19 protein-coding genes are annotated in these 20,301 nt (G+C 71.1%); 9 read left to right on the plus strand and 10 right to left on the minus strand.

All coding sequences use genetic code 11. The features are described from left to right. The first annotated feature begins 227 nt into the window (after positions 1-227). Entirely contained in the window at positions 228-578 is a 351-nt protein-coding gene (locus JS756_RS25355) for a hypothetical protein (protein ID WP_240204346.1), read from the plus strand. 33 nt (positions 579-611) lie between these two features. On the opposite strand, the gene JS756_RS25360 is transcribed toward JS756_RS25355, so the two are convergent. Then, positions 612-2,318, minus strand: a complete 1,707-nt coding sequence (locus JS756_RS25360; protein WP_240204347.1) for an IS1182 family transposase — start codon at positions 2,316-2,318, stop codon at positions 612-614. Between the two features lie 43 nt (positions 2,319-2,361). On the opposite strand from JS756_RS25360, the gene JS756_RS25365 reads away from it, so the two are divergent. Next, entirely contained in the window at positions 2,362-3,261 is a 900-nt protein-coding gene (locus tag JS756_RS25365; RefSeq protein ID WP_240204348.1) for a tyrosine-type recombinase/integrase, read from the plus strand. Between the two features lie 7 nt (positions 3,262-3,268). On the opposite strand, the gene sodN is transcribed toward JS756_RS25365, so the two are convergent. Further along, the gene (gene sodN, locus JS756_RS25370) at positions 3,269-3,664 is read right to left on the minus strand and encodes a superoxide dismutase, Ni (RefSeq protein WP_189942806.1); all 396 of its coding nucleotides are present in this window, start codon (positions 3,662-3,664) and stop codon (positions 3,269-3,271) included. Between the two features lie 145 nt (positions 3,665-3,809). Between sodN and sodX the strand changes: the two genes are divergently transcribed. Next, positions 3,810-4,244 (plus strand): nickel-type superoxide dismutase maturation protease, encoded by a 435-nt coding sequence (gene sodX, locus JS756_RS25375; protein WP_205385586.1) that lies wholly within the window; start codon positions 3,810-3,812, stop codon positions 4,242-4,244. On the opposite strand, the gene JS756_RS25380 is transcribed toward sodX, so the two are convergent. Further along, positions 4,127-4,777, minus strand: a complete 651-nt coding sequence (locus JS756_RS25380; protein ID WP_205385515.1) for a CGNR zinc finger domain-containing protein — start codon at positions 4,775-4,777, stop codon at positions 4,127-4,129. The genes sodX and JS756_RS25380 overlap by 118 nt on opposite strands. Before the next feature lie 99 nt (positions 4,778-4,876). Here JS756_RS25380 and JS756_RS25385 point away from each other — a divergent pair, with 99 nt between their 5' ends. Continuing rightward, positions 4,877-5,662, plus strand: coding sequence for a class I SAM-dependent methyltransferase (locus JS756_RS25385; protein WP_205385516.1), 786 nt, complete (start codon positions 4,877-4,879; stop codon positions 5,660-5,662). A 167-nt stretch (positions 5,663-5,829) separates the two neighbouring features. Here JS756_RS25385 and JS756_RS25390 read toward each other — a convergent pair whose 3' ends face one another. The 3 genes from JS756_RS25390 to JS756_RS25400 are packed head-to-tail and all read right to left on the minus strand — an operon-like array spanning position 5,830 to position 8,555. Continuing rightward, complete coding sequence (locus tag JS756_RS25390; RefSeq protein WP_275892730.1) at positions 5,830-6,630, minus strand: amino acid ABC transporter ATP-binding protein; 801 nt, start codon at positions 6,628-6,630, stop codon at positions 5,830-5,832. Further along, positions 6,627-7,556: an amino acid ABC transporter permease gene (locus JS756_RS25395; RefSeq protein ID WP_205385517.1), complete on the minus strand. Its 930-nt coding sequence runs from the start codon at positions 7,554-7,556 to the stop codon at positions 6,627-6,629. Before JS756_RS25395 ends, JS756_RS25390 begins: the two co-directional genes overlap by 4 nt. 33 nt (positions 7,557-7,589) lie before the next feature. After that, positions 7,590-8,555, minus strand: coding sequence for an ABC transporter substrate-binding protein (locus JS756_RS25400; RefSeq protein ID WP_205385518.1), 966 nt, complete (start codon positions 8,553-8,555; stop codon positions 7,590-7,592). Positions 8,556-9,135: 580 nt separating this feature from the next. Here JS756_RS25400 and JS756_RS25405 point away from each other — a divergent pair. From JS756_RS25405 to JS756_RS25420, 4 genes are all read left to right on the plus strand, one after another. Continuing rightward, on the plus strand, positions 9,136-10,359 hold the full coding sequence (locus JS756_RS25405) for an NAD(P)-dependent malic enzyme (protein ID WP_205385519.1): 1,224 nt from the start codon (positions 9,136-9,138) through the stop codon (positions 10,357-10,359). Positions 10,360-10,770: 411 nt separating this feature from the next. Beyond that, complete coding sequence (locus JS756_RS25410) at positions 10,771-11,736, plus strand: zinc-binding dehydrogenase (protein ID WP_205385520.1); 966 nt, start codon at positions 10,771-10,773, stop codon at positions 11,734-11,736. A gap of 115 nt (positions 11,737-11,851) precedes the next feature. After that, positions 11,852-12,061 carry a helix-turn-helix domain-containing protein gene (locus JS756_RS25415; protein WP_129802197.1) on the plus strand — a complete coding sequence of 70 codons (210 nt, stop codon included), beginning with the start codon at positions 11,852-11,854 and terminating at the stop codon, positions 12,059-12,061. After that, positions 12,061-12,627, plus strand: coding sequence for a Clp protease N-terminal domain-containing protein (locus JS756_RS25420; protein ID WP_205385521.1), 567 nt, complete (start codon positions 12,061-12,063; stop codon positions 12,625-12,627). The genes JS756_RS25415 and JS756_RS25420 overlap by 1 nt, the downstream gene beginning before the upstream one ends. Positions 12,628-12,670: 43 nt before the next feature. Here the strand turns inward: JS756_RS25420 and JS756_RS25425 are convergent, their stop codons facing one another. Together JS756_RS25425 and JS756_RS25430 are read right to left on the minus strand one after the other, a co-directional pair. Beyond that, a complete protein-coding gene (locus tag JS756_RS25425) occupies positions 12,671-13,711 on the minus strand; it encodes a PadR family transcriptional regulator (protein ID WP_205385522.1) in 1,041 nt (346 codons plus the stop codon). Between the two features lies 1 nt (position 13,712). Then, the gene (locus JS756_RS25430) at positions 13,713-14,669 is read right to left on the minus strand and encodes a DUF4097 family beta strand repeat-containing protein (protein ID WP_205385523.1); all 957 of its coding nucleotides are present in this window, start codon (positions 14,667-14,669) and stop codon (positions 13,713-13,715) included. A 181-nt stretch (positions 14,670-14,850) separates the two neighbouring features. On the opposite strand from JS756_RS25430, the gene JS756_RS25435 reads away from it, so the two are divergent. After that, positions 14,851-15,738 (plus strand): hypothetical protein, encoded by an 888-nt coding sequence (locus JS756_RS25435; protein WP_205385524.1) that lies wholly within the window; start codon positions 14,851-14,853, stop codon positions 15,736-15,738. Between the two features lie 424 nt (positions 15,739-16,162). Here JS756_RS25435 and JS756_RS25440 read toward each other — a convergent pair whose 3' ends face one another. After that, positions 16,163-16,342, minus strand: coding sequence for a DUF6104 family protein (locus JS756_RS25440; RefSeq protein WP_028420339.1), 180 nt, complete (start codon positions 16,340-16,342; stop codon positions 16,163-16,165). Between the two features lie 39 nt (positions 16,343-16,381). Beyond that, positions 16,382-19,975, minus strand: a complete 3,594-nt coding sequence (locus JS756_RS25445) for an NACHT domain-containing protein (RefSeq protein WP_205385525.1) — start codon at positions 19,973-19,975, stop codon at positions 16,382-16,384. Positions 19,976-20,301 lie beyond the last annotated feature (326 nt).

Here is a 20,301-nt window from a genome sequence, read left to right on the forward strand (position 1 = left end):
TTTCGGCCGGGGCGCCGGGTCGGATCCGGCGGGAGTGGTGCTGGTCATGAGGGGGTGGTTCTCCTGTCGTGCCCTCTCAGGCTAACCCGACGAAGCGGGACGTCTCACCCAAGGCTGACAGAGAGGGCGGAGGCCCCAAGTACCTCGATCCGGACTCGCCCGAAGCAGACTCCGCGGGGTGGTGGTTCGAAGCTGGAATGCAGCGGACCGCAGTCCCCTACTCATTCATGATCAGTCCGTCTGGTGAGTTCGGTATCCAGGGAGATGAATGGGCACCCCTCCACGCGACCATCGAGGGCTGGGTGGAGTCGCTCGCTTTGGCTCACCACGCATCCATGTGGGCAAGGCAGGTCACCAAGCTCGTTGGTGATGACGTCGATGGCATCGACCTGAACGGCTATGCGCCGGTGCGCGAGGTGATGGGCCTGGCGGACACCTGGTGGAGAGGGCCCGATTCGCTGGTGGCTCTCTATAGCGGGGAGGCCACGTCGTTCGACTTTCCCAGGGGGCGCATCGCAGTGGTCTACTCAGGCCTCGATGAGTGGGGGCTGCGAGGAGGCGTGGACGACGATGGCTGACCTTGACTCTGTCGGGGATCTTGGAGATGCCGGTCAGGTTCCCAGGGTTCGCCAGGACTTCAGCCGGGGTATCTCGCGCTGGTCGAGGTAGTGCTGGAAGGCAGTCGGTCGGCGGGACGTGGGTGCTTCTTCGGCCGGTGGCAGTCCGCTGAGGCGCTCGATGTTGACGGCAATGGCCGTCAGAACGTGCTGGATGTGGGCCTTTCCTTGTCCTCGGTAGCGGCAGCGCCGCATGCCGTGTCCGTGGGCGAACTCGTTGACCGTGCCCTCCACTCCCGAGCGGACCGCATAGCGGGTCTTCCACTCGGGCGTCTGTTGCTCCGCGCGGACGCGAAGTTGCAGGTCACGGAGTTCTCGCGGGGGAAAGCCCACGGTTCGGGCGCTGTCGGCGGTGGAGGTGCACTGGGTGCGGGCCGGGCAGGGACGGCACTGACTCTTGGTGAACCTGGCCACGATCAGCGGGGCCGCGGTGGGTGACGAGGTTGGGTAAGGGCCGTGCCAGCCCGCACTGACCTGCCCCTGGGGGCACGTGACCTGCTGACGGTCGTAGTCGATGTGGAAGTCGTCCCGGGCGAAGCCCTCGTTCTGCCGGTGTTGGCGGGTGGGGTTGCTCCGCAGCGGCCCGGAGACGGTGACCTGGTGTTCACGGGTGGCTTGTTCGAGGTGGGGCAGGGACGTGTAGCCGGCGTCGACCAGATGCTCGGCGGGCAGCAGCCCGCGCCGCGCCAGACGGGTGTGGATGCCGGGCAGGACCTGACTGTCGTGGGTGGTGGCCGCGGTGGTGGCCACGTCCGTGATCACGTTGGGGCCGTCGGGAGCACAGGTCTCCGTCAGATGAGCGGCGAACCCCTTCCAGCTGATGATGTGCCCGTGCCTCGCATAGCGGGCCGAGGTGTCGTAGGGCGAGACGACTGCCCGGGACGAGGGCGGCAGCCCGGGTCCGCCTTCCTTCTCGGCGGTGCGCCAGCGCAGCCGGCCTGCCTGGTCACGGTGGTAGTTCTGCACCATGATCTGGCGCAGGGCCTGGACGCGAGGGCCGGACGTGCGGCCTGCTCCGTGCTGGTAGAGGTGTTCCAGGAGCCGGACGGCATCGTTCCCGGCGGCCAGGATCCTGGTCGTGGGCTTGGTGTGGTTCTCGCCCAGGCGGACCGGCCGACCGTAGCGGCGGCCCCACTCCTCATCGACCAGCTCGTCCAACAGGTGAGGGGACATACCGGCGACTTCTTCGAGTGCGGCGCGGACGGCCTCTGTGACCAGCTCCAGGCGGGTCAGGTCGCGCGCCGCGGCCAGGACGTGGGTGGAGTCGGTGCGCTGCGTGGTGCGCTCGCGCACCAGTCCGGCCTCCGTGAGGCGGGCCAGCGCGAGGTCGAGGAGGCGGTCAGCGCGGTCGCCTTCGGCGAGACGGTCGCGGAAGTCGGCCAGCACGCTGTGGTGGAACCCGGGATCGTCCAGTTCCATCGCCATGGCGTACTTGAAGTCGATGCGACAACGGACCGCCTCGGCGGCCTGCCGGTCCGACAGGCCGAGCAGGAACTGCAGCACACAGACGATGGCCAGTTGAGCAGGCGAGAGCCCCGGGCGCCCATCCCGCGGGTACCAGTCGGCGAAGTCCTCGTCGCACCACAGCCCATCGAGGCGATCGCGTACCCATATCGCCGTCGTACCGCCCGGATTGCTCGCCCGCGCGATCTGCGCGGTCAGAGAGGGGACTTGCTCACCGGAACGGGGGCGAAGGGGCAACGGGCACCTCGACAACTGCATCGGTCGACGGAACCACCCGAGCATGCCCGTTGATCATGCTGCCGCACCGAGGAACTCCAAGATCCCCGACAGAGTCAACGACATCCAGGTGCTCTTCAAGCACCTGTCCGACCAGCTCGGCCCCGGCAGCGTCCGGAACGTCTACGACGTCCTCGTACGCGTCATGACGGCGGCCGTGGACGACAAGGTCATCGCCTCCAGCCCGTGCCGCCGGATCACCCTCCCGGCCATGCCGGACGAGGAGGTCACCCCGCCCACGGTCGAGCAGGTCGAGGCGATGGCGCGGGTGATGCCGCCGTACATCCGAGCGGCGATCGTCACCCTCGCCGGATCAGGGCTGCGCATCGGCGAACTACTCGGTCTGAAGGTGTCGGACGTCGACTTCAAGGCCGGTGCCATCCGCGTCGAGCGGCAGCGGCTCCAGTCGGGGAAGGTCGGCCCGCCGAAGACGGCCAAGTCCCGGCGTACAGTCCCGGTCGGCGAGGTCGTCACCGACGCGCTCCTCGCGCATCTCGCCGCACGTCCGTCCAGGGAGTGGCTGTTCACGATGGAGGAGGGCGAGCCGCTCAACTACCGGCGGTGGAAGACCGAGTGGAACGGGGCTCGCAAGGTGCTCCAGGCGGCCGAGAACGGGGCCGCCGAGCGGGAAGGCCGTAAGGCCGTCGAGCTGCCGCACATGGTCACCCACGATCTGCGGCACTTCTACGCCTCCGCGCTCATCGCCGGCGGCGCGAGCGTCAAGCAGGTGCAGCTGGTCCTCGGCCACGCGTCCGCCGTCATCACGCTGCGGATCTACGCGCACCTGTGGCCGGGCGAAGAAGACCGCACCCGGGCCGTCATGGACGCCGTGCTCGGCGGCCTGCGGACCGGGTGCGGACAGGTAGACGGCATGACCCGCGAAACCGCAGGTCAGAACGCCTGACCAGAGATCAGGCCTTCTTGGTCTCCCAGAAGATCTTGTCGATCTCGGCGATCAGCTCCAGCGCCTTCTCACCCGTCTTCGGGTCCGTGGAGCCCTTGGCGGCCGACAGAGCCTTCAGGGTGTCGTTGACCAACTGGTGCAGCTGCGGGTACTTCTCGAAGTGCGGGGCCTTGAAGTAGTCGCTCCAGAGCACGGAGACGTGGTGCTTGGCCAGCTCGGCGCGCTGCTCCTTGATGACCGTCGCACGAGCCTGGAAGTGCGGGTCGTCGTTGGCGGCCATCTTCTCCTGGACGGCCTTCACCGACTCCGCCTCGATGCGGGCCTGGGCCGGGTCGTACACACCGCAGGGCAGGTCGCAGTGCGCGCTGACCTTGACCTTGGGGGCAAACAGGCGGGAAAGCATGGAGCATTCCTTCCTCGTGATCGTCTTCTCAGGTGGGACATTACTCCCTGGGGGACGGGTTTTCGCGAGTGCCCCCTTGGGCTTAGGACAAAAGTCCAGGGTCAGACTGAGACTGGTGGAGGAACGGACCGGGGAGGTGCCGGGGATGCCGGAGCTGTCGCAGGAGATCGACCGGGGCAGGGCCGTACTGCCCTTCGGGCTGGCCGAGGTGACCGGCCCGTCGATGGTGCCCACACTGCATCACGGGGACCGGCTGGTCGTGCAGTACGGGGCCCGGACCAGGCCCGGCGACGTGATCGTCCTGCGGCACCCCTTCCAGCAGGACCTGCTGGTCGTCAAGCGGGCCGTCGAGCTGCGCGAGAGCGGCTGGTGGGTGCTCGGGGACAACGGCTACGCCGGGGGCGACAGCACCGACTACGGCGCCGTGCCCGAGGAACTGGTGCTCGGCCGGGTGCGCTTCCGCTACCGGCCGCTCGGGCCCGACCGACGCTCCCCGCTGGCGGTGCTGCGCTGGGCGCTGTCGGCGGCCAGGCTCGTCTTCCCCGACCGGTCGGCCTCCAGGCGCTTGCGGGCGCGGTAGGCCGCCACGTTGGCGCGCGTGGCGCACCGGTCGGAGCAGTAGCGGCGGGAGCGGTTGGTGGAGGTGTCCAGGTAGGCGTTGCGGCACGGGGCGGCCTCGCACAGCCCGAGGCGGTCCACGCCGTACTCGGTGAGGTGGAAGGCCAGGCCCATCGCGGCAATGGCCGCGTAGCCGGCTGTCGCGTTGGACGGGTGGTCGGCCAGGTGCATGTGCCACAGGGGCCGGCCGTCGTCGTCCCGGTGGTCGTGCCCGGAGATCTGCGGGCTCACCGGGAACTCCAGCAGCAGGGCGTTGAGCAGGTCCACGGCACGGGTCTCGTCGCCCTCGTCGGCCGACTGGAACACCGCGCGCAGCCGGGCCCGCACCGAGCGGAACCGGGTGACGTCGGCGTCGGTGGCGCGCCGGGCCGCCGACTGGTTGACGCCGAACAGGTCGCGAACGGCCTCGACGGAGGTCAGGGAGTCCTTGCCGCGGACCGGTTCCTCGCTGTTCACGAGCCGGACGGCATAGTCCGAGTAATAGGCCAGTTCCACTTGTAGTCCTTACGGGCGCGTTCTATCGTCGTGCAGGCGGTCGGGTAATAGCCGGTCGTGCTTACAGGGTATTACGTGTCACCGTGACGGAGGACATCGATGACGGACACCGACACCACCCCCGGACCCCGCACCGCCGCAGCCGCCGACTGGCCCGGCTGGCAGCGCAGCTGGGACCGCCAGCAGGAGTGGTACATGCCCGACCGCGAGGACCGCTTCCGCATCATGCTCGACATGGTGGAGGCCTTCGTCGGTTCCGCACCGCGCGTCCTCGACCTCGCCTGCGGCACCGGCAGCATCACCGCCCGGCTGCTCGACCGCTTCCCGGACGCCGTCAGCACCGGCGTCGACCTCGACCCGGCGCTGCTCGCCATCGCCCGCGGCACCTTCGCCGGCGATGACCGCGTCACCCTCGTCGAGGCCGACCTGACGGCCCCGGACTGGCCGGCCCGGCTGCCGTACGACACGTACGACGCCGTCCTCACCGCCACGGCACTCCACTGGCTGCGCAAGGGTCCGCTGGAGACCCTGTACGGGCGGATCGCGCAGCTGGTCCGCCACGGCGGCGTCTTCCTCGACGCCGACCACATGATCGACGACACCACCCCGCGGATCAACGCGACCGAGGAGAGGCACCGCCGCACCCGAATGGACCGGGCGATGAGGGACGGTGCCCTGGACTGGGCCGCGTGGTGGGCGCTGGCCGCCTCCGACCCGGCCCTCGCCGAGCCCACCGCCCGTCGCTTCGCGATCTACGGCGCGCACGCCGACGGCGAGATGCCGTCCGCGGCCTGGCACGCGCGCGTCCTGCGCGAGCGGGGTTTCGCCGAGGTCAGGCCCGTGTGGGCCTCACCGTCGGACACGCTGCTGCTCGCCCTGAGGTAGCGGCCGGAGCCGGGCCGGCCCCTCCCGGCCCGGGCCGGCCCGGGCCTGGGGCAGAACGCGGACGGCGGATCCGCCCCACCGGGGGAGGTGGGGCGGATCCGCCGTGGCAGACCGTTCGGAATCGGAGGACCTTCGACAGGAGCGTCAGCGGACCCTCGACAGGAGCGTCAGAGGACCTTCGACAGGAACGACTGGGTCCGCTGGTGCTGCGGGTTGGTCAGGACGTCGCGCGGGTTCCCCGCCTCGACCACCACGCCGTCGTCCATGAAGACCAGGCTGTCGCCGACCTCGCGGGCGAAGCCCATCTCGTGGGTGACGACGATCATCGTCATGCCGGACTCGGCGAGATCGCGCATGACGTCGAGGACCTCGCCGACCAGCTCCGGGTCGAGAGCCGAGGTCGGCTCGTCGAAGAGCATCAGCTTCGGCTCCATCGCCAGTGCCCGGGCGATGGCGACGCGCTGCTGCTGGCCGCCGGAGAGCTGTGCCGGGTAGTGGCCCTTGCGGTCCCCGAGCCCCACCCGGTCCAGCAACTGCTCGGCGCGCTCGCGGGCGACCGCCTTCGACTCGTGCTTGACCTGGACCGGCGCCTCCATGACGTTCTCCAGAGCCGTCATGTGAGGGAAGAGGTTGAAGCGCTGGAACACCATGCCGATGTCCCGTCGCTGCGCCGCCACCTCCTTCTCCTTCAGCTCGTAGAGCTTGTCGCCCTTCTGCCGGTAGCCGACCAGGTCGCCGTCGACGTACAGCCGGCCGGCGCTGATCTTCTCCAGGTGGTTGATGCAGCGCAGGAAGGTGGACTTGCCCGAGCCCGACGGGCCGATCAGGCAGAACACCTCGCGCGGGTTCACCTCGAGGTCGATGCCCTTGAGGATGTGCGCCAGACCGAAGGACTTGTGCACGCCCTCGGCCTTGACCATGGGGTGACCGGCGGCCGATTTGGCCATGTCCTTGACGAGGTCGGTCATCGGGTCGCCTCCGGACGTCGGAACGAAACGAAGAGGGCCAGATGCTTCCTCAGTCGCTGCAGGGGCGTCGGGGGCAGACTGCGCGTCGAACCGCGGGCGTAACGGCGTTCCAGGTAGTACTGGCCGACACTGAAGACGCTGGTGAGCATCAGGTACCAGATCGACGCCACGAAGTACATCTCGACGACGGCGAGCGACGTACTGGAGATGTCCTGGGCCCGCTTGATGATCTCGTTGAACTGCACCGCGTAGGCGAGCGACGAGGTCTTGAGCATGTTGATGAACTCGTTGCCCGTCGGCGGCACGATCACACGCATCGCCTGCGGAAGGATCACCCGGCGCAGCGTCTGGCCCTGCGTCATCCCCAGCGCGTGCGACGCCTCGGTCTGCCCGAGGTCCACCGACTGGATGCCGGCCCGCACGATCTCGGCCATGTACGCCGCCTCGTTCAGGCCGAGGCCGAGCAGCGCCGCCAGGAACGGCGTCATCACCTGGTTCATCTCGTCCTTGTAGAACCCCAGGTTGAGGACGGGGAACACGAGCGAGATGTTGTACCAGAGCAGGAGCTGGACCAGGACCGGAGTGCCGCGGAAGAACCAGATGTACAGCCAGGACACCGTGCTGGTGACCGGGTTGGACGACATCCGCATGACCGCCAGGATCACGCCCAGGGCCAGACCGAGCACCATGGCCAGCACGGAGATGTACAGCGTGTGCCAGGCACCGGACACGATCGTGCCGTCGGTGATGTAGTCCGGGATGATGCTGTAGTTGATATTCGCGTTGGCGAAGGCGATACCGATCAGCACCAGGATCGCCACGACCGCCGCGCCGGCCACCCAGCGGCCGTAGTGGCGAACGGGGATCGCCTTGATCTGCTCCGGCGGCACCGCCGGCGCCGGAGCCTTGTCGACAGTGTCAGTCACAGTGACTGCCCTTCAGTGTTGCGTCAGGCAGGGTCAGGAACCGCCGTTGATCTTGGCCTCGGTGACGGCACCGTCGGTGACGTTCCACTTCTCCAGGATCTTCTGGTACTCGCCGTTCTTGATGATGGCGTTCACGGCTGCCTGGAGCGCGTCACGGAGCTGGGTGTTCTCCTTGCTGACGCCGATGCCGTAGGGGCCCGCCTCGATCTGGTCGCCGACGACCTCGAAGTCGTTGCCGCCGCCCGAGGTCTTCGCGTTGTACGCGGCCACCGGGAAGTCGTTGAGGTCGGCGACGGACGCGCCCTGCTTGAGGCGGAGCAGCGCCTCGGGGTCGGTGTCGAAGGTCTGCAGCTTGATGGCCGCCTTGCCGTCCTTCGTGCACTTCTTGCTCTGCTCCTGGGCGATGCCCTCGGAGGTGGTGCCCTTCTGCAGGGCCACGACCTGGCCGCACAGGTCGTCGAGCGACTTGATGCCCTTCGGGTTGCCCTTCTGGACGAGGATCGAGGTACCGGCGGTGAAGTAGTCGACGAAGTCGAGGCCGTCGCCGACCTTCTTGCCGGTGTCGGAGTCGACGCCGTTCTCACGGTCCTTCGTGTCGCTCATCGCGGACATGATGACGTTGAACCGCTTGGACTGCAGACCGACGATGAGCTGGTCGAACTTGCCGTTCTGGAAGTCGAACTTCACACCCAGCTGCTTGCCGAGGGCCTCGGCGATGTCGGGGTCGATGCCGACGGCCTTGCCGTTGTCCATGTACTCGACCGGCGGGTACGCGATGTCGGAGCCCACCTTGATGACGCCGGCGGAGCGGATGTCGGCAGGGAGCTTGTCGGCCAGCGGCGCGGACGAAGAGGCGGTGTCGGAGCTGCCGCTGTCACTGCCCTTGTCGGTCTGGTCACCGCAACCGGTGAGAATCAGTGCGCCTGCGACCGCGATCGAGCCGACCGCTGCCAGCCGGGAGCGGGTGGCGGTCGTACGACGGGTGGTGCTTGCGGTCATGGTGAGTTCCTCCGGCGGATGGGTGGAGTGCCGATGCTGTCGGCAGTGCCGATGGGTCGACGAGATCACACACCTTCGGGTGTCGCGACCTCATGTGATGACGAATATTGCCATTCAGACTCCGACATTCAGGTGACCCGCTATGTCAAAATCGGATAACGGGAGACCCCCGAACCGCATCACTCCAGGACAACCCGGCCGCATCTTCTGCGGCGAGTGGCCGATCTGGCCGAAAGATCTTCGGTCCATCTCGGTATCTGGGCGCTTCGACTGCGGAGCGTGTGTCCGCTTGACGGCGTGTCGCGGCTTTGCCCAGACCTTGTCAGGATATTCAGCCATGAGTGATGTCACGTCATGGCACTGACGTGTGACCTTCACGTTATGGACTCGTCGACGGCCCCTTCCGTCGGGTAAGAAGGTTCTTTACACCCCTCATCCGGGGCTCAGGGCGCGTGTGCGGCGCGCCCGTCGTGTACGTGCCCGTACTCATCACGAAATCGGGGCGTATGCGGTGCCCGCCCGCCTCTCACCAGGGGCGGTCCAACCCTCAAACCGTGAATACTTAAGGGGTAAAAACAAAGTGGCAGCGGAGATCGTCAATCCTCGCAGCGGCAGCAGTACGGAGCACGAGGGCGGTGCGGAGCCCCTCGACTCCTTCGATCCTGCGTTCGCGCTGCATCGCGGCGGCAAGATGGCCGTGCAGGCCACCGTGCCGGTCCGTGACAAGGACGACCTGTCCCTCGCGTACACCCCCGGCGTCGCGCGCGTGTGCACCGCGATCGCGGAGCAGCCGGAGCTGGTGCACGACTACACCTGGAAGTCCTCGGTCGTCGCCGTCGTGACGGACGGAACGGCCGTGCTCGGGCTCGGCGACATCGGGCCCGAGGCCTCCCTTCCCGTGATGGAGGGGAAGGCCATCCTGTTCAAGCAGTTCGGCGGCGTCGACGCCGTGCCGATCGCCCTCGACTGCACCGACGTGGACGACATCGTCGAGACCGTCGTGCGGATGGCGCCCTCCTTCGGCGGCGTGAACCTGGAGGACATCTCGGCGCCGCGGTGCTTCGAGATCGAGCGGCGGCTCCAGGAGCGGCTCGACATCCCGATCTTCCACGACGACCAGCACGGCACGGCCGTCGTGACGCTGGCGGCACTGCGGAACGCCGCCCGGCTGAGCGGGCGCGAGATCGGGCAGCTGCGGGCGGTCATCTCAGGGGCGGGCGCCGCCGGTGTGGCCATCGCGAAGATGCTGGTCGAGGCCGGCATCGGAGATGTGGCCGTCGCCGACCGCAAGGGCGTCGTCTCGGCCGACCGGGAGGACCTGACGACGGTCAAGCGGGAACTCGCCGGGTTCACCAACAAGGCCGGGCTGAGCGGTTCCCTGGAGGACGCGCTGGCCGGCGCCGACGTCTTCATCGGCGTCTCCGGCGGTACGGTCGCGGAGGAGGCGGTGGCCTCCATGGCCGAGGGCGCGTTCGTCTTCGCCATGGCCAACCCGAACCCCGAGGTGCACCCCGACGTCGCGCACAAGTACGCGTCGGTCGTGGCCACGGGCCGGTCGGACTTCCCGAACCAGATCAACAACGTGCTGGCCTTCCCCGGCATCTTCGCGGGCGCGCTGCAGGTCCGCGCCTCCCGCATCACCGAGGGCATGAAGATCGCGGCGGCGGAGGCGCTGGCGTCGGTGGTCGGTGACGACCTCGCCGCCGACTACGTCATCCCCTCGCCGTTCGACGAGCGCGTTGCCCCCGCCGTCACGGCGGCGGTGGCGGCTGCGGCCCGGGCGGAGGGTGTCGCCCGGCGCTGACGCGTCACCCCGGAACGGACGAACGGCCTCGCCCGGAACGGACGAACGGCCTCGCCCGGACGGGCGAGGCCGTTTTTCTGACCGCCCGCTCAGCCGTTCGGGTGGCGGTCGCCGAGTCGTCGTGGGGGCTCGCCGGGCTGCTGCACCGACCCTCCGCCCCCCGGTCACCACATGCTCCGGCTCCGGCTGAGAGGCCGCCGCCCAGGTGTGCGGCCGGGCCGCGCCCGGGCCGTCGCGGTCGTGGGGCGCCCTGTCTCCGGGCGCCCCGGTCGTGTGCGATCGCCGGGCCGTCGGGGGCGGTCGTGCCCACCGCCCCGGCCCGCGAGGCCGCCGGGTGCCGGTGCGCAAGAGGGCATGTGTCACAACAGCCCCCGGTTCCTTCCCCGGCGGCGCCACCCTATGGTCGGCTGTATGTTCGCCGTCTACGCCGCCCGAATCGACCGTGACCAGCCGCTGAACGGCCTGGAGTTGGGGGACCGCCCGGCTCCCGTGGCCCGGCCCGGTTGGAGCACCGTCGACGTCAGGGCCGCTTCGCTCAATCACCACGACCTCTGGTCCCTGCGGGGCGTGGGTCTCCCGGAGGACCGCCTGCCGATGATCCTCGGTTGCGACGCCGCCGGCGTCGACGAGGACGGCAACGAGGTCGTCCTGCACTCCGTGATCGGGCAGAGCGGTCATGGTGTCGGCCCGAGGGAGCCGCGGTCCATTCTCACCGAGCGCTACCAGGGGACCTTCGCCGAGCAGGTCGCCGTGCCGACCTGGAACATTTTGCCCAAGCCGAAGGAGTTGTCCTTCGCCGAGGCCGCCTGCCTGCCGACGGCCTGGCTGACGGCGTATCGGATGCTGTTCACCAACGCCGGGGTGCGGCCCGGCGACTCCGTTCTCGTCCAGGGCGCGGGCGGCGGTGTCGCCACCGCCGCGATCGTGCTCGGCAAGGCGGCCGGACTGCGGGTGTTCGCCACGAGCCGGGACGAGGCCAAGCGCAAGCGGGCGCTGGAGCTGGGTGCTCTGGAGGCCGTGGAGCCGGGTGCGCGGCTGCCGCAGCGTGTCGACGCCGTGATCGAGACCGTGGGTGCGGCCACCTGGTCGCACTCGGTGAAGTCGCTGCGGCCCGGCGGAACGCTCGTCATCTCCGGCGCCACCAGCGGTGATCGGCCCTCGCACGCGGAGCTGACCCGGATCTTCTTCCTGGAGCTGAAGGTCGTCGGCTCGACCATGGGGACCAAGGACGAACTGGAGGACCTCCTCTCGTTCTGCGCCGCCACCGGTGTGCGTCCCGTCATCGACGAGCTGCTGCCGATGGACCGGGCCCGCGAGGGCTTCGAGCGGATGGCGTCGGGGGAATTGTTCGGGAAGATCGTGCTCACCCGGGACTGAGCACAGCGCGCAGGGGCGCGCCCACCAGGCGGGTCCGGCATCCGGGCCCGCCTTTCGCGCACCGCATGTGTCAACTCAGGTTGACGCGGGCGGCATGTCAACCTACATTGACGTCATGACCGAGGCAACGGAACTCGCCGAGCGCGCAGGCGACCGCGATCCGCGGGTCGGACTGCGTGCCGTGGCCGCCCTGCGCAGGCTGCTGGAGCAGCTGGAGGCGGTACAGGTGCGCAGTGCGCGCAATCAGGGTTGGTCGTGGCAGGAGATCGCCGCCGAGCTCGGGGTGAGCAGGCAGGCCGTGCACAAGAAGTACGGGAGGCGCTGATGTTCGAACGGTTCACGAAGGATGCCCGCGCTGTGGTCGGCGGGGCCGTGGAGTACGCGGAAGGAAGTGGTGAGCGGTCCCTGGGCGCCGAGTGCCTGCTCCTCGCCCTGCTGGACCGCGAGGGGAGCCGCGCCTCCTTCGCGCTGGCCGCGCTCGGGGTCCCACCGCGCCGGGACTCGGTGCGGCGGGCGCTGGAGGAGGCTCGGCGGCGGGCCGGGCTGTCCCGGGCGGAGAGCGAGGCGCTCGCCGGGCTGGGGATCGACGTGTCGGAGATCGTGGCGCGGGTGGAGCGGGAGCACGGGGCCGGTGCGCTGTCCGGTACCCCGGCGCGGCCCGGGCGGCGGAACGGGCGCCGGCCCGCCTTCCGCCCCGAGGCCAAGGCGGTCCTGGAGCGGTCCCTGCGGATCGCCCTCACCCGGCGCGACCGGCACATCGGCGACGAGCACCTGCTGCTGGCCCTCACCGTCGTGCCCGGTGTCGCCGCCGAGGTCCTCGCGGATCACGGCGTCACCTGGGACTCGGTGAACCGGGTGCTGTACGGCGGGGGCGAGGCGAAGGCCGGCTGAGCCCGTAGGGCGCAGCCGGCCTTCGCCTCCGCCGGGCGTGCGGTCAGCGCTGCGGGGCGCGCAGTATCGCGCCGATGTGCGCCGCGGCCGTCGACAGGTGGCCGCGGGCGTCACGGAGCTGGTCCCCGGTGACGCCGTGGTCCCGGGCCGCGTCGCGAATGTCGTCGCGGAAGCGGTCGAGGAGCCGGTCGAGGTCGCGGGCCGGATCGCCGCTCGGGGCCTCGTGGGCCCAGGACGGCACGTACTCGGCCGGGAAGTCCTCCGGGGTCTGCGAGTACTCCGGCGTCGCGGGGTGCGACCGCTCCGGGGCGGGCCGCTGGGTGCCGGGCCGACCGAAGCCGAAGTCCTTGCCGAACTCGCCGAATTCCTTGGCCAGTTCGGCCAGCCCCTCTGTCACGCCCGTCGGCCAGTCGCCGCGCGCGAAGTGGTCCTGGACCTGGGCCTGGACGAGTCGTGCCATCCGCTGCAGTTCCTCCTGCGCCTGGGCCCTGGCGCGTTCCTGTGCCTCCTTGGCCTGGCGGCGGGCCTGCTGGGCCTCCTCGCGGGCGCGGCGGCTCTCGTCCTTCGCCCGCCGGGCCTGCTCCTTCCACTCCTGCTTGACGCGCCGCATCTCCTCCTTGGCGGCGCGCCACGCCTCCCCGTCGCCGTACTCCGCGGAATCGCCGTGTGCGCCGGGAGCGGCGCCGGAGCCGCGGCGGCGGGCCTCGCCGGCCGCCGCCCGCATCTCCCGCCGCAGGTCGCCGGCCGCACCGCGCACATCCGCCCGGATCTCGGCGGCCAGTTCGGCGACCGACTCCCGGATCTCCAGCTCCAGGTCGGCCAGTTCACCACTGCGGTCGGCCAGCTCGGCGCGTCCCGCGTCCGTGATCGAGTACACCTTCCGGCCGCCCTCGCTGGTGTGCGTGACCAGGCCCTCGGCTTCCAGCTTGGCCAGGCGGGGGTAGACCGTGCCCGCCGAGGGCGCGTACAGGCCCTGGAAGCGCTCCTCCAGGAGGCGGATCACCTCGTAGCCGTGACGGGGCGCCTCGTCCAGCAGCTTCAGCAGGTACAGGCGCAGGCGGCCGTGGGCGAAGACGGGGGGCATGTCAGAGCACCTTCTTGTCGGTCGTGCCGTCGGCCGGGGCGTCGGAGGCCGGCGCGGGTCGGCCCTCGCCGGAGGAGGCGTCCCCCGGCGAGGCGGTGGAGCCCGCCGCGGGGACTTCCTCCCGCGGCTCCGGCTCCCAGGGCTCGTCCTCCGTCGGCGGCCGGCGCAGCAGGGCAATGGATCCCGAGACGGTGGTCGCCTTCAGTCGGCCGCTTCCGGCGCCGAGCCGCCCGGTGATCCGCTTGGCGCCCCACTGGCCGCCCACTCGGAGATCCTCGAAGGCGTTCGACACCGAACCGCTGGCGGTGTTCGCCTCCACCCGGGTGTCCGCCGGGTGGGGCAGCCGGATCGCGATCTCGCCGGAGACGCTGGTCAGGGCGACGTCGGTGGGGCGCCCCGCCGGGTTCAGGTCGACGATCATCGCGCCGCTCACCGAGTCCGCCTTCACCGAGGATCCGGCGCCGTCCACCACGGTCAGGTCGCCGGAGACCGAGTTGAAGCGCAGGTCACCGTTGAGGGCCTGGGCCTCCACACTGCCCGAGACGGTGTCGGTGCGGACCGGGCCGCCCAGATCGACCAGGGTCGTGTCTCCGGAGACGCCCTTGACCTCCGTGCGCCCGTCGATGCCGGAGACCACCGCGGTGGCGGTCACCACGCCGACCTCGACGCGCGTGCTCGCGGGGACGGTCAGGGACACGACCGCGAGGCGGTGCCGGTTTCTGCGGTCGAGCCATTTCAGGAAGCCCTTCCAGGGCAGATCCTCGTAGGTCACGGTCAGGGTGCCGTCCCGTTGGGTCACCAGCAGGGGGTGGCCCTCTATCTCGGAGATCTCCAGGCGGGCGGAACCCTCGTCCGTGCCCACGACGTTCACCTGTCCTCCGACGATGCGCACGTGCAGTTCGCGGACGGGCTCGTCGAAGGTGAGCTTCTTCGGCTCCGCGACAGACCATTCGGACATGGTGCAGACCTCCTCGACCGGCCGGCCGTCCTCCACGGGACCGACGGCGACCACGCGACACGCCATATCGTGTCTTCGTCATTCACGATATATCGCGGCCCGGGGAAGTCAAGGCTGTTCCCGTCACTCGATGTGGCGATCACCGGCGGTCCGTGACGGCGGGTCGGTCTAGCGTGTGACCATGCCGACGGACAAGTTCCCGGCGGATCCCTCGCACGCGTCCGCCGCAGCGGGCGCCCTGCTGATCTGCCGCGCGCGGCCCGACTCCGTCGCCCCCGTCGCCCGGCTCCTGCGCGAGCCCCTGGTGCTCGCCCCCGCGGGTGACGACTGGACGGTCCTCGTTCCCGAGGGCCGTCCCTGGCGCCATGGCGGGGAGCCGGTCGACCGCGTCGTCACCGGCTGGGCCGCCGCGCTCGCCGTCGGCGCGCCCTGGCCCGCCCTCGCCCTGTGGTGGGACGCCGACCGGGCGGGCTTCGCCCTCGCCTCGGGCTTCCGCCGCCCCGTCGGCTACATCTGGCTGGCCGACGGCACGCCGGCCGGCGAGGACGAGGCGCTGCGCACGTTCGCCGCGCGTCTCGGCCTCGACCCCGTCCTGGACGTGCAGAGTCTGGAAGGACTGGCCGTGCCCGCCCCCGGGACCGATGCCCGCGCCCGGCTGCGGGGTCTGCTCGCACTTCTCAGCCGGGCCGGGGTGGGGCTGCCGCCCGGCCTCGATCCCGGCGAGTCCGCGGACCGCCTGCGCGAGGCCGCCGGCGCCCGGCCCGAGGCCCGCCGCGTCGAGCCCCGGGGACTGCGCGAGACGGTGCGTGCGGTACCGGACACCGTCCACGACGGCCGGCTCGGCTCGAGGGCCCGCTGGCCCCTCCCGCCCTGGACGGGTGGCGTCCGCGCGGCGGCCTTCGCCCAGGTCGCGGCAGGCCTGCCACTGATCTTGTGGGGTCTGCGGCGCCGCGACGGCGGCTGGGCCGCAGCAGGGGCGCTCCTGCTGGGGCACGGGGCGTCGAGCCTGGCGAAGGACGCGGACCGTGTCGCGAACCGGCGGGTTCCGGCGTCCCGGGGCGGGACCTGACGGCAGGGCAGGGGCCCCGCCCGGCCGAGGACCGGCCGTGCGGCGCGGTCCGCCCGGGCTGCGACCTCCGTCCCCACGGGAACACCCGGCCGTGGGCCGGACGCGTGAGCCGGACGCGTGAGGCGGGACGGGAGCCGGGTACGGCCGTCGTGCGCGGACCGCCGGAGCCGCGCGCCCACCTGTGACACGCCGCGCGTGGAAGTCGCAGGCGGAAGCGGGATACGCGTGAGCCGTGAGCCGTGAGCCGTGAGCCGTGAGCCGTGAGCCGTGAGCCGTGAGCCGTGAGCCGTGAGCCGTCGCACGGAGGCCGTCGGGTGCGGGCCCGGCCGGGATCCGGACGGTGGGGAGACGGGGGCGGGGAGCCGGAGGCCGGGTCGAGCAGGTCGCGGGCGGACCCGCCCCGGATGGTCCGGCTCCGCGGTGCCTACTCGTCGTCCTCGTCGTCCAGGCGCGCCAGCCAGGTCGCCAGCCGCTCCACCGGCACCTCGAAGTCCGGGTTCAGGTCGACGAACGTCCGCAGCTGCTCGGCGAGCCACTCGAAGGTGATCTCTTCCTCGCCGCGCCGCTTCTCCAGTTCTTCGATGCCTCGGTCGGTGAAGTACACGGGTGTTCTCCTGCGCTCGTACGGGGTGCTGGGAACAGCCTACGGAGTGGCCGCGCCCGCCGGGTTCCCGCCGGCGGAGGCCTCGTCGAGGCAGGCCAGGAGCTGGCGGAAGCACAGGCGGCGGGGCGGATGGAGCGTGTCGTCGGCGAGGAGCTCGCGGAGCAGGGCGGCCACCGCCGGGCCCGCGTCCGCCGACTGGACGTCCGTCAGCGTGTCCCACTGCGGGCCGTAGGGGGTGTGGGAGTGCGTCAGGATGAAGCGCCACACGGTCAGCGCGGCGTCCGTGCGCCCGAACGCCGCGCACTCGGCGGCGATCTCCCGGATGTGCCACCAGGACAGCCACGACCGCCGGGTGGCCGTCCGCACCGCGAACGGCACGGCCTCGGTGCCCTCGGCGGCGAAGAGCAGTCTGAGCCCCGACAGGACGGCCCCGCCGTCCGCCGCGGGCAGCGCGACGAGCTCCCGGGCCAGTTCCGAGACGACCGGCAGCAGCCGGTCCCACTGCTCCTTGCAGTCCGGCAGCGCCTTGGACACGCCCAGCAGCCAGTTGCTGTTCTGGTCCAGGCCGGGTACCGACTTCCAGATCTGCGGGAGCAGCTCGACGCCCGTGATCCCCCGGTTCTTGATCAGGAGGCGGGCGGCCGTCTCGTATCCCTCCTGGTAGCCGAAGGGGGTACGCAGGGACAGCTCGGCGATCTCGTCGGCCTCGTCGCGTGCCCCGGCGTCGGACAGCAGCTGGGCGACGTCGGGGCGGTCGTCCGCGAGGATCAGCCGGCCACGGTCGGTGTGCCGCATCACGTCCTCGACGGCCGGCGGGCCTGCGGCCGTCAGCCATGTCCCGACGGCCCGGTCCGCGAAGCCGATGGACCAGTGGGAACGGGCCAGCATCTCCCGGGCCCATGCCCCGGCCTCCTCCCGGGCGCCGAGCCGTGCCTGGGCCGAATGGAGCCGCGCCGGCACCCACGGATAGTGGCCCGCGTCCGGGCCGCTGCGCCCCAGGGCCTCTGCCAGCTCCTGCCCGGCGTTCTCGCCCTCGGCCTTGACCAAGGTGTCGGCGGCCCACTCCGCCACGGCGTCCGTCCACGTCGCGTCCGCGGCGAGAAGTCCGCGGGCGATGCCGGCGGCGGCCTGGACCTCGCCGTACTTCTCCAGCACCCGGCCGGCCGCCACATGGCAGGAGGCGTCGCCGACGGGGCGCTGCCGGATCGCCGCGACGATCGCGTCGGCCACGTCGTGCGTCGTGCCCGGGACCGCGGCCGTGAGCCAGGAGTCGGTGATCTGGCGTACCGACCCGGACCGGAAGGAGGGATCGACCAGCGCGGCGCCCGCCAGCGACGTCACCTCCTCGAACATGTCGAGCCGGACCAGGGCCTTCAGCGCGGCGTCGCAGACCGACGGATCGACACCCGGTGCGTCCATCAGCTCCCGGGCGCGCCGCCGTACCGCCTCCTTGGCGCCCGGCCCGAGGGCCGCGGCGATCCGGGCCGCCCGGTCGAGCCAGCGGTACAAGCCGCCCAGCAGGGCGGTCAGTACCTCCTCGGCCACGGCGTCCCGGCCGAGCAGGCTGAAGGCCTGGAGCGCGAGCAGCCGCAGTTCGATCGGCAGATGGACCGTCCGGGCGATCCGCTCCAGTCGGCCGGCCACGACGGGCAGGTGTGCCAGGCTGCCCAGTACGCTGAACGCCTCCTCCTGCACGTCGGACTGCCAGGTGCAGCAGCCGATGCGCAGCAGGCTCTCGATCAGCTCTCGGGTGTGCGCCTCGCCGAACCGGACGCCCTCGGCGAGCAGGACGCCGCCCAGCAGCGGGCGCTCGTAGCCGCCCGCCGAGCCCGACCGCAGGCGTTCGGCGATCAAGTCGGGGTCGTTGCCGGGCTGCTTCGCCCACAGGCACAGCACGAACACGGACAGGGTCTGGTCGTCGTCCTGGAAGGCCCGCCAGAACCACGACTCCGCGTCGGGGAAGTCGGACGGGCTCTGCTCCGCGTACGCCTCGGCGGCGAAGTACTCGGCGAAGGAGTGGTGCAGGAACCGGAAGCCGTCCTGCTCACTGACGAGCAGACCGGTGCTGCGCAGGAAGTCGGGGAGGTCGTCCTCCCAGCCGGCCAGGTGCTCCACGACTGCCGGCGCGTTCTCCCGGACCCAGCGCACCGCCCCGTCGAGCAGCGGTCCGGCGTCGTCCAGGCGGTGGCGCCCCAGCATGCGGAGCAGGGCGGGCTTGCGGCGGTCGAGCCAGAGGTGCAGTTCCAAGCGGTCCGGGTCGTCCCGCAGCCGGCGGCGCAGGGCGACCCGCCCGGTCCGGTCGCCCGCGGTTCCCGGTGTCAGCAGGCGGGCGAAGAAGCTCCGGTAGAGACTGACGCGGTTGGTGGGCAGCCGGCGGTCGGGGCTGACGGTCGCGTTCACCGCGGCGATGGTGGCCAGCAGCGGATTCTGCACCAGCTCCCGCAGGCGGCTGTCCTCGGTCTCCTGGAGGAACCGGTCCGTGGCGGCCCGGGCGCGCCGCTCGTCGCCGAACTGGGTGGCGAACCACTTCGCGGCGAACTCGCGCAGTTCCTCGGGGCCGAAGGGCTCCAGCGCGTACTCGCCGAGCGCCGCCGACCGCAGGGGCGACAACTCGGCGTCGGGCAGCGGCCGACTGGTGATCACGAAGCGGTAGACGCTCTCGGCCCGGGCGTGCTGCGCGATGGCCTTGATCACGGTCTTGCGCGACTCGTGGTCGGTGATCTCGTCCAGCCCGTCCAGGAGGACCAGCCAGCGCGCTCCGCTCACCCGGCCCTGGAACAGCCACGGCGCGGGGTCGGCGATCAGGCTCGGGCCCAGGCTGCGGCGTACGGCGCGGTCCAGCGTCGCGCTCCAGGTGTCCGCGTCGCCGGTGAGCGTGTGCGCGGCGATGCGGACCGGCAGGACGGGCTCGGCGAGCGGCGCCGAGAGACTGCTGCTCTCGTCGCGGAGCCAGATGCGGGCCAGGGTGCGGGCCAGATGGCTGGTCAGCGTCGACTTGCCGGCCCCGGGCTCGCCGGTGATCAGCAGATGTTCGTGTCGGGCGAGAGCCTCCGGGACCGGCAGGCGGGTCTCGGCCCGCCCGGGCTCGGCGGACTTCGTCTCCGGCCGGTTGCCGGGCTCGCCGCCCCGGCGTTCGGTCGTCGCCGGCACGGCGTCGCGCGGGGTGCGGACCTGCTGACGGACGTACACCGCGGACAGCGGAGGCTCCTCCACACCGAGCAGGTCGTACGGCAGCCGCTCCATCGCCCGCGTCTGCGCCTCCAGCAGGGTGCGCAACGCCAGGGTGGGCCGGGGCAGTTCCGTCCACGACGTCAACCGCGGTGCCCGCTCCTGCCGGCCCGCTTCCGCGGCCCGGTCCATGGCGGCCTTGGCCCGGAACCAGAGCGGAGCGACCTCCGCCGCGTCCCGGCCGAGCGCGACGGCGTACGACTTGACCTGGGGGAGGCTGAACAGCTTGGTGGCGTCGGCGATACCGAGCACCACGTTCTCGTGGGCGAGTTCGGCCCGCACGACCGCGCCGGGGCTGCGGTATCCCGCGTTCTCGACGGCCTGCGCGAACCAGTCGGCCAGTTCGTCCAGCTCCGGATGGCGTTCCCGGTCGCCGTCCTGCGGATGCTCCCCGACCCCGACCATGGCGCCCCCTCACGATGCCCAGTCCCGCGGTTTCCCCAGCGTAGGGGGAAACCTCCCGGGGCTCCCAGGGTTGGCTCCGATACATCAACACCGTTTTGGGGCAGGGGAGTTGCCGCCGGACGCAAGGGCGCAAGGGCGCAAGGGCGCAAGGGCGCAAGGACGCAAGGACGCAAGGACGCAAGGACGCAAGGACGCAAGGACGCAAGGACGCAAGGACGCAAGGACGCAAGGACGCAAGGACGGTCGGCGTGACGGGTCGAGCGACCCGCGGCGCCCGCGACCTCCGCACCGCGGTGCCCGGCTGTGGCCACCGGCCCGGGGGTGCA

It is taken from the genome of Streptomyces actuosus, from assembly GCF_016921115.1.
Taxonomy (GTDB): domain Bacteria; phylum Actinomycetota; class Actinomycetes; order Streptomycetales; family Streptomycetaceae; genus Streptomyces; species Streptomyces actuosus_A.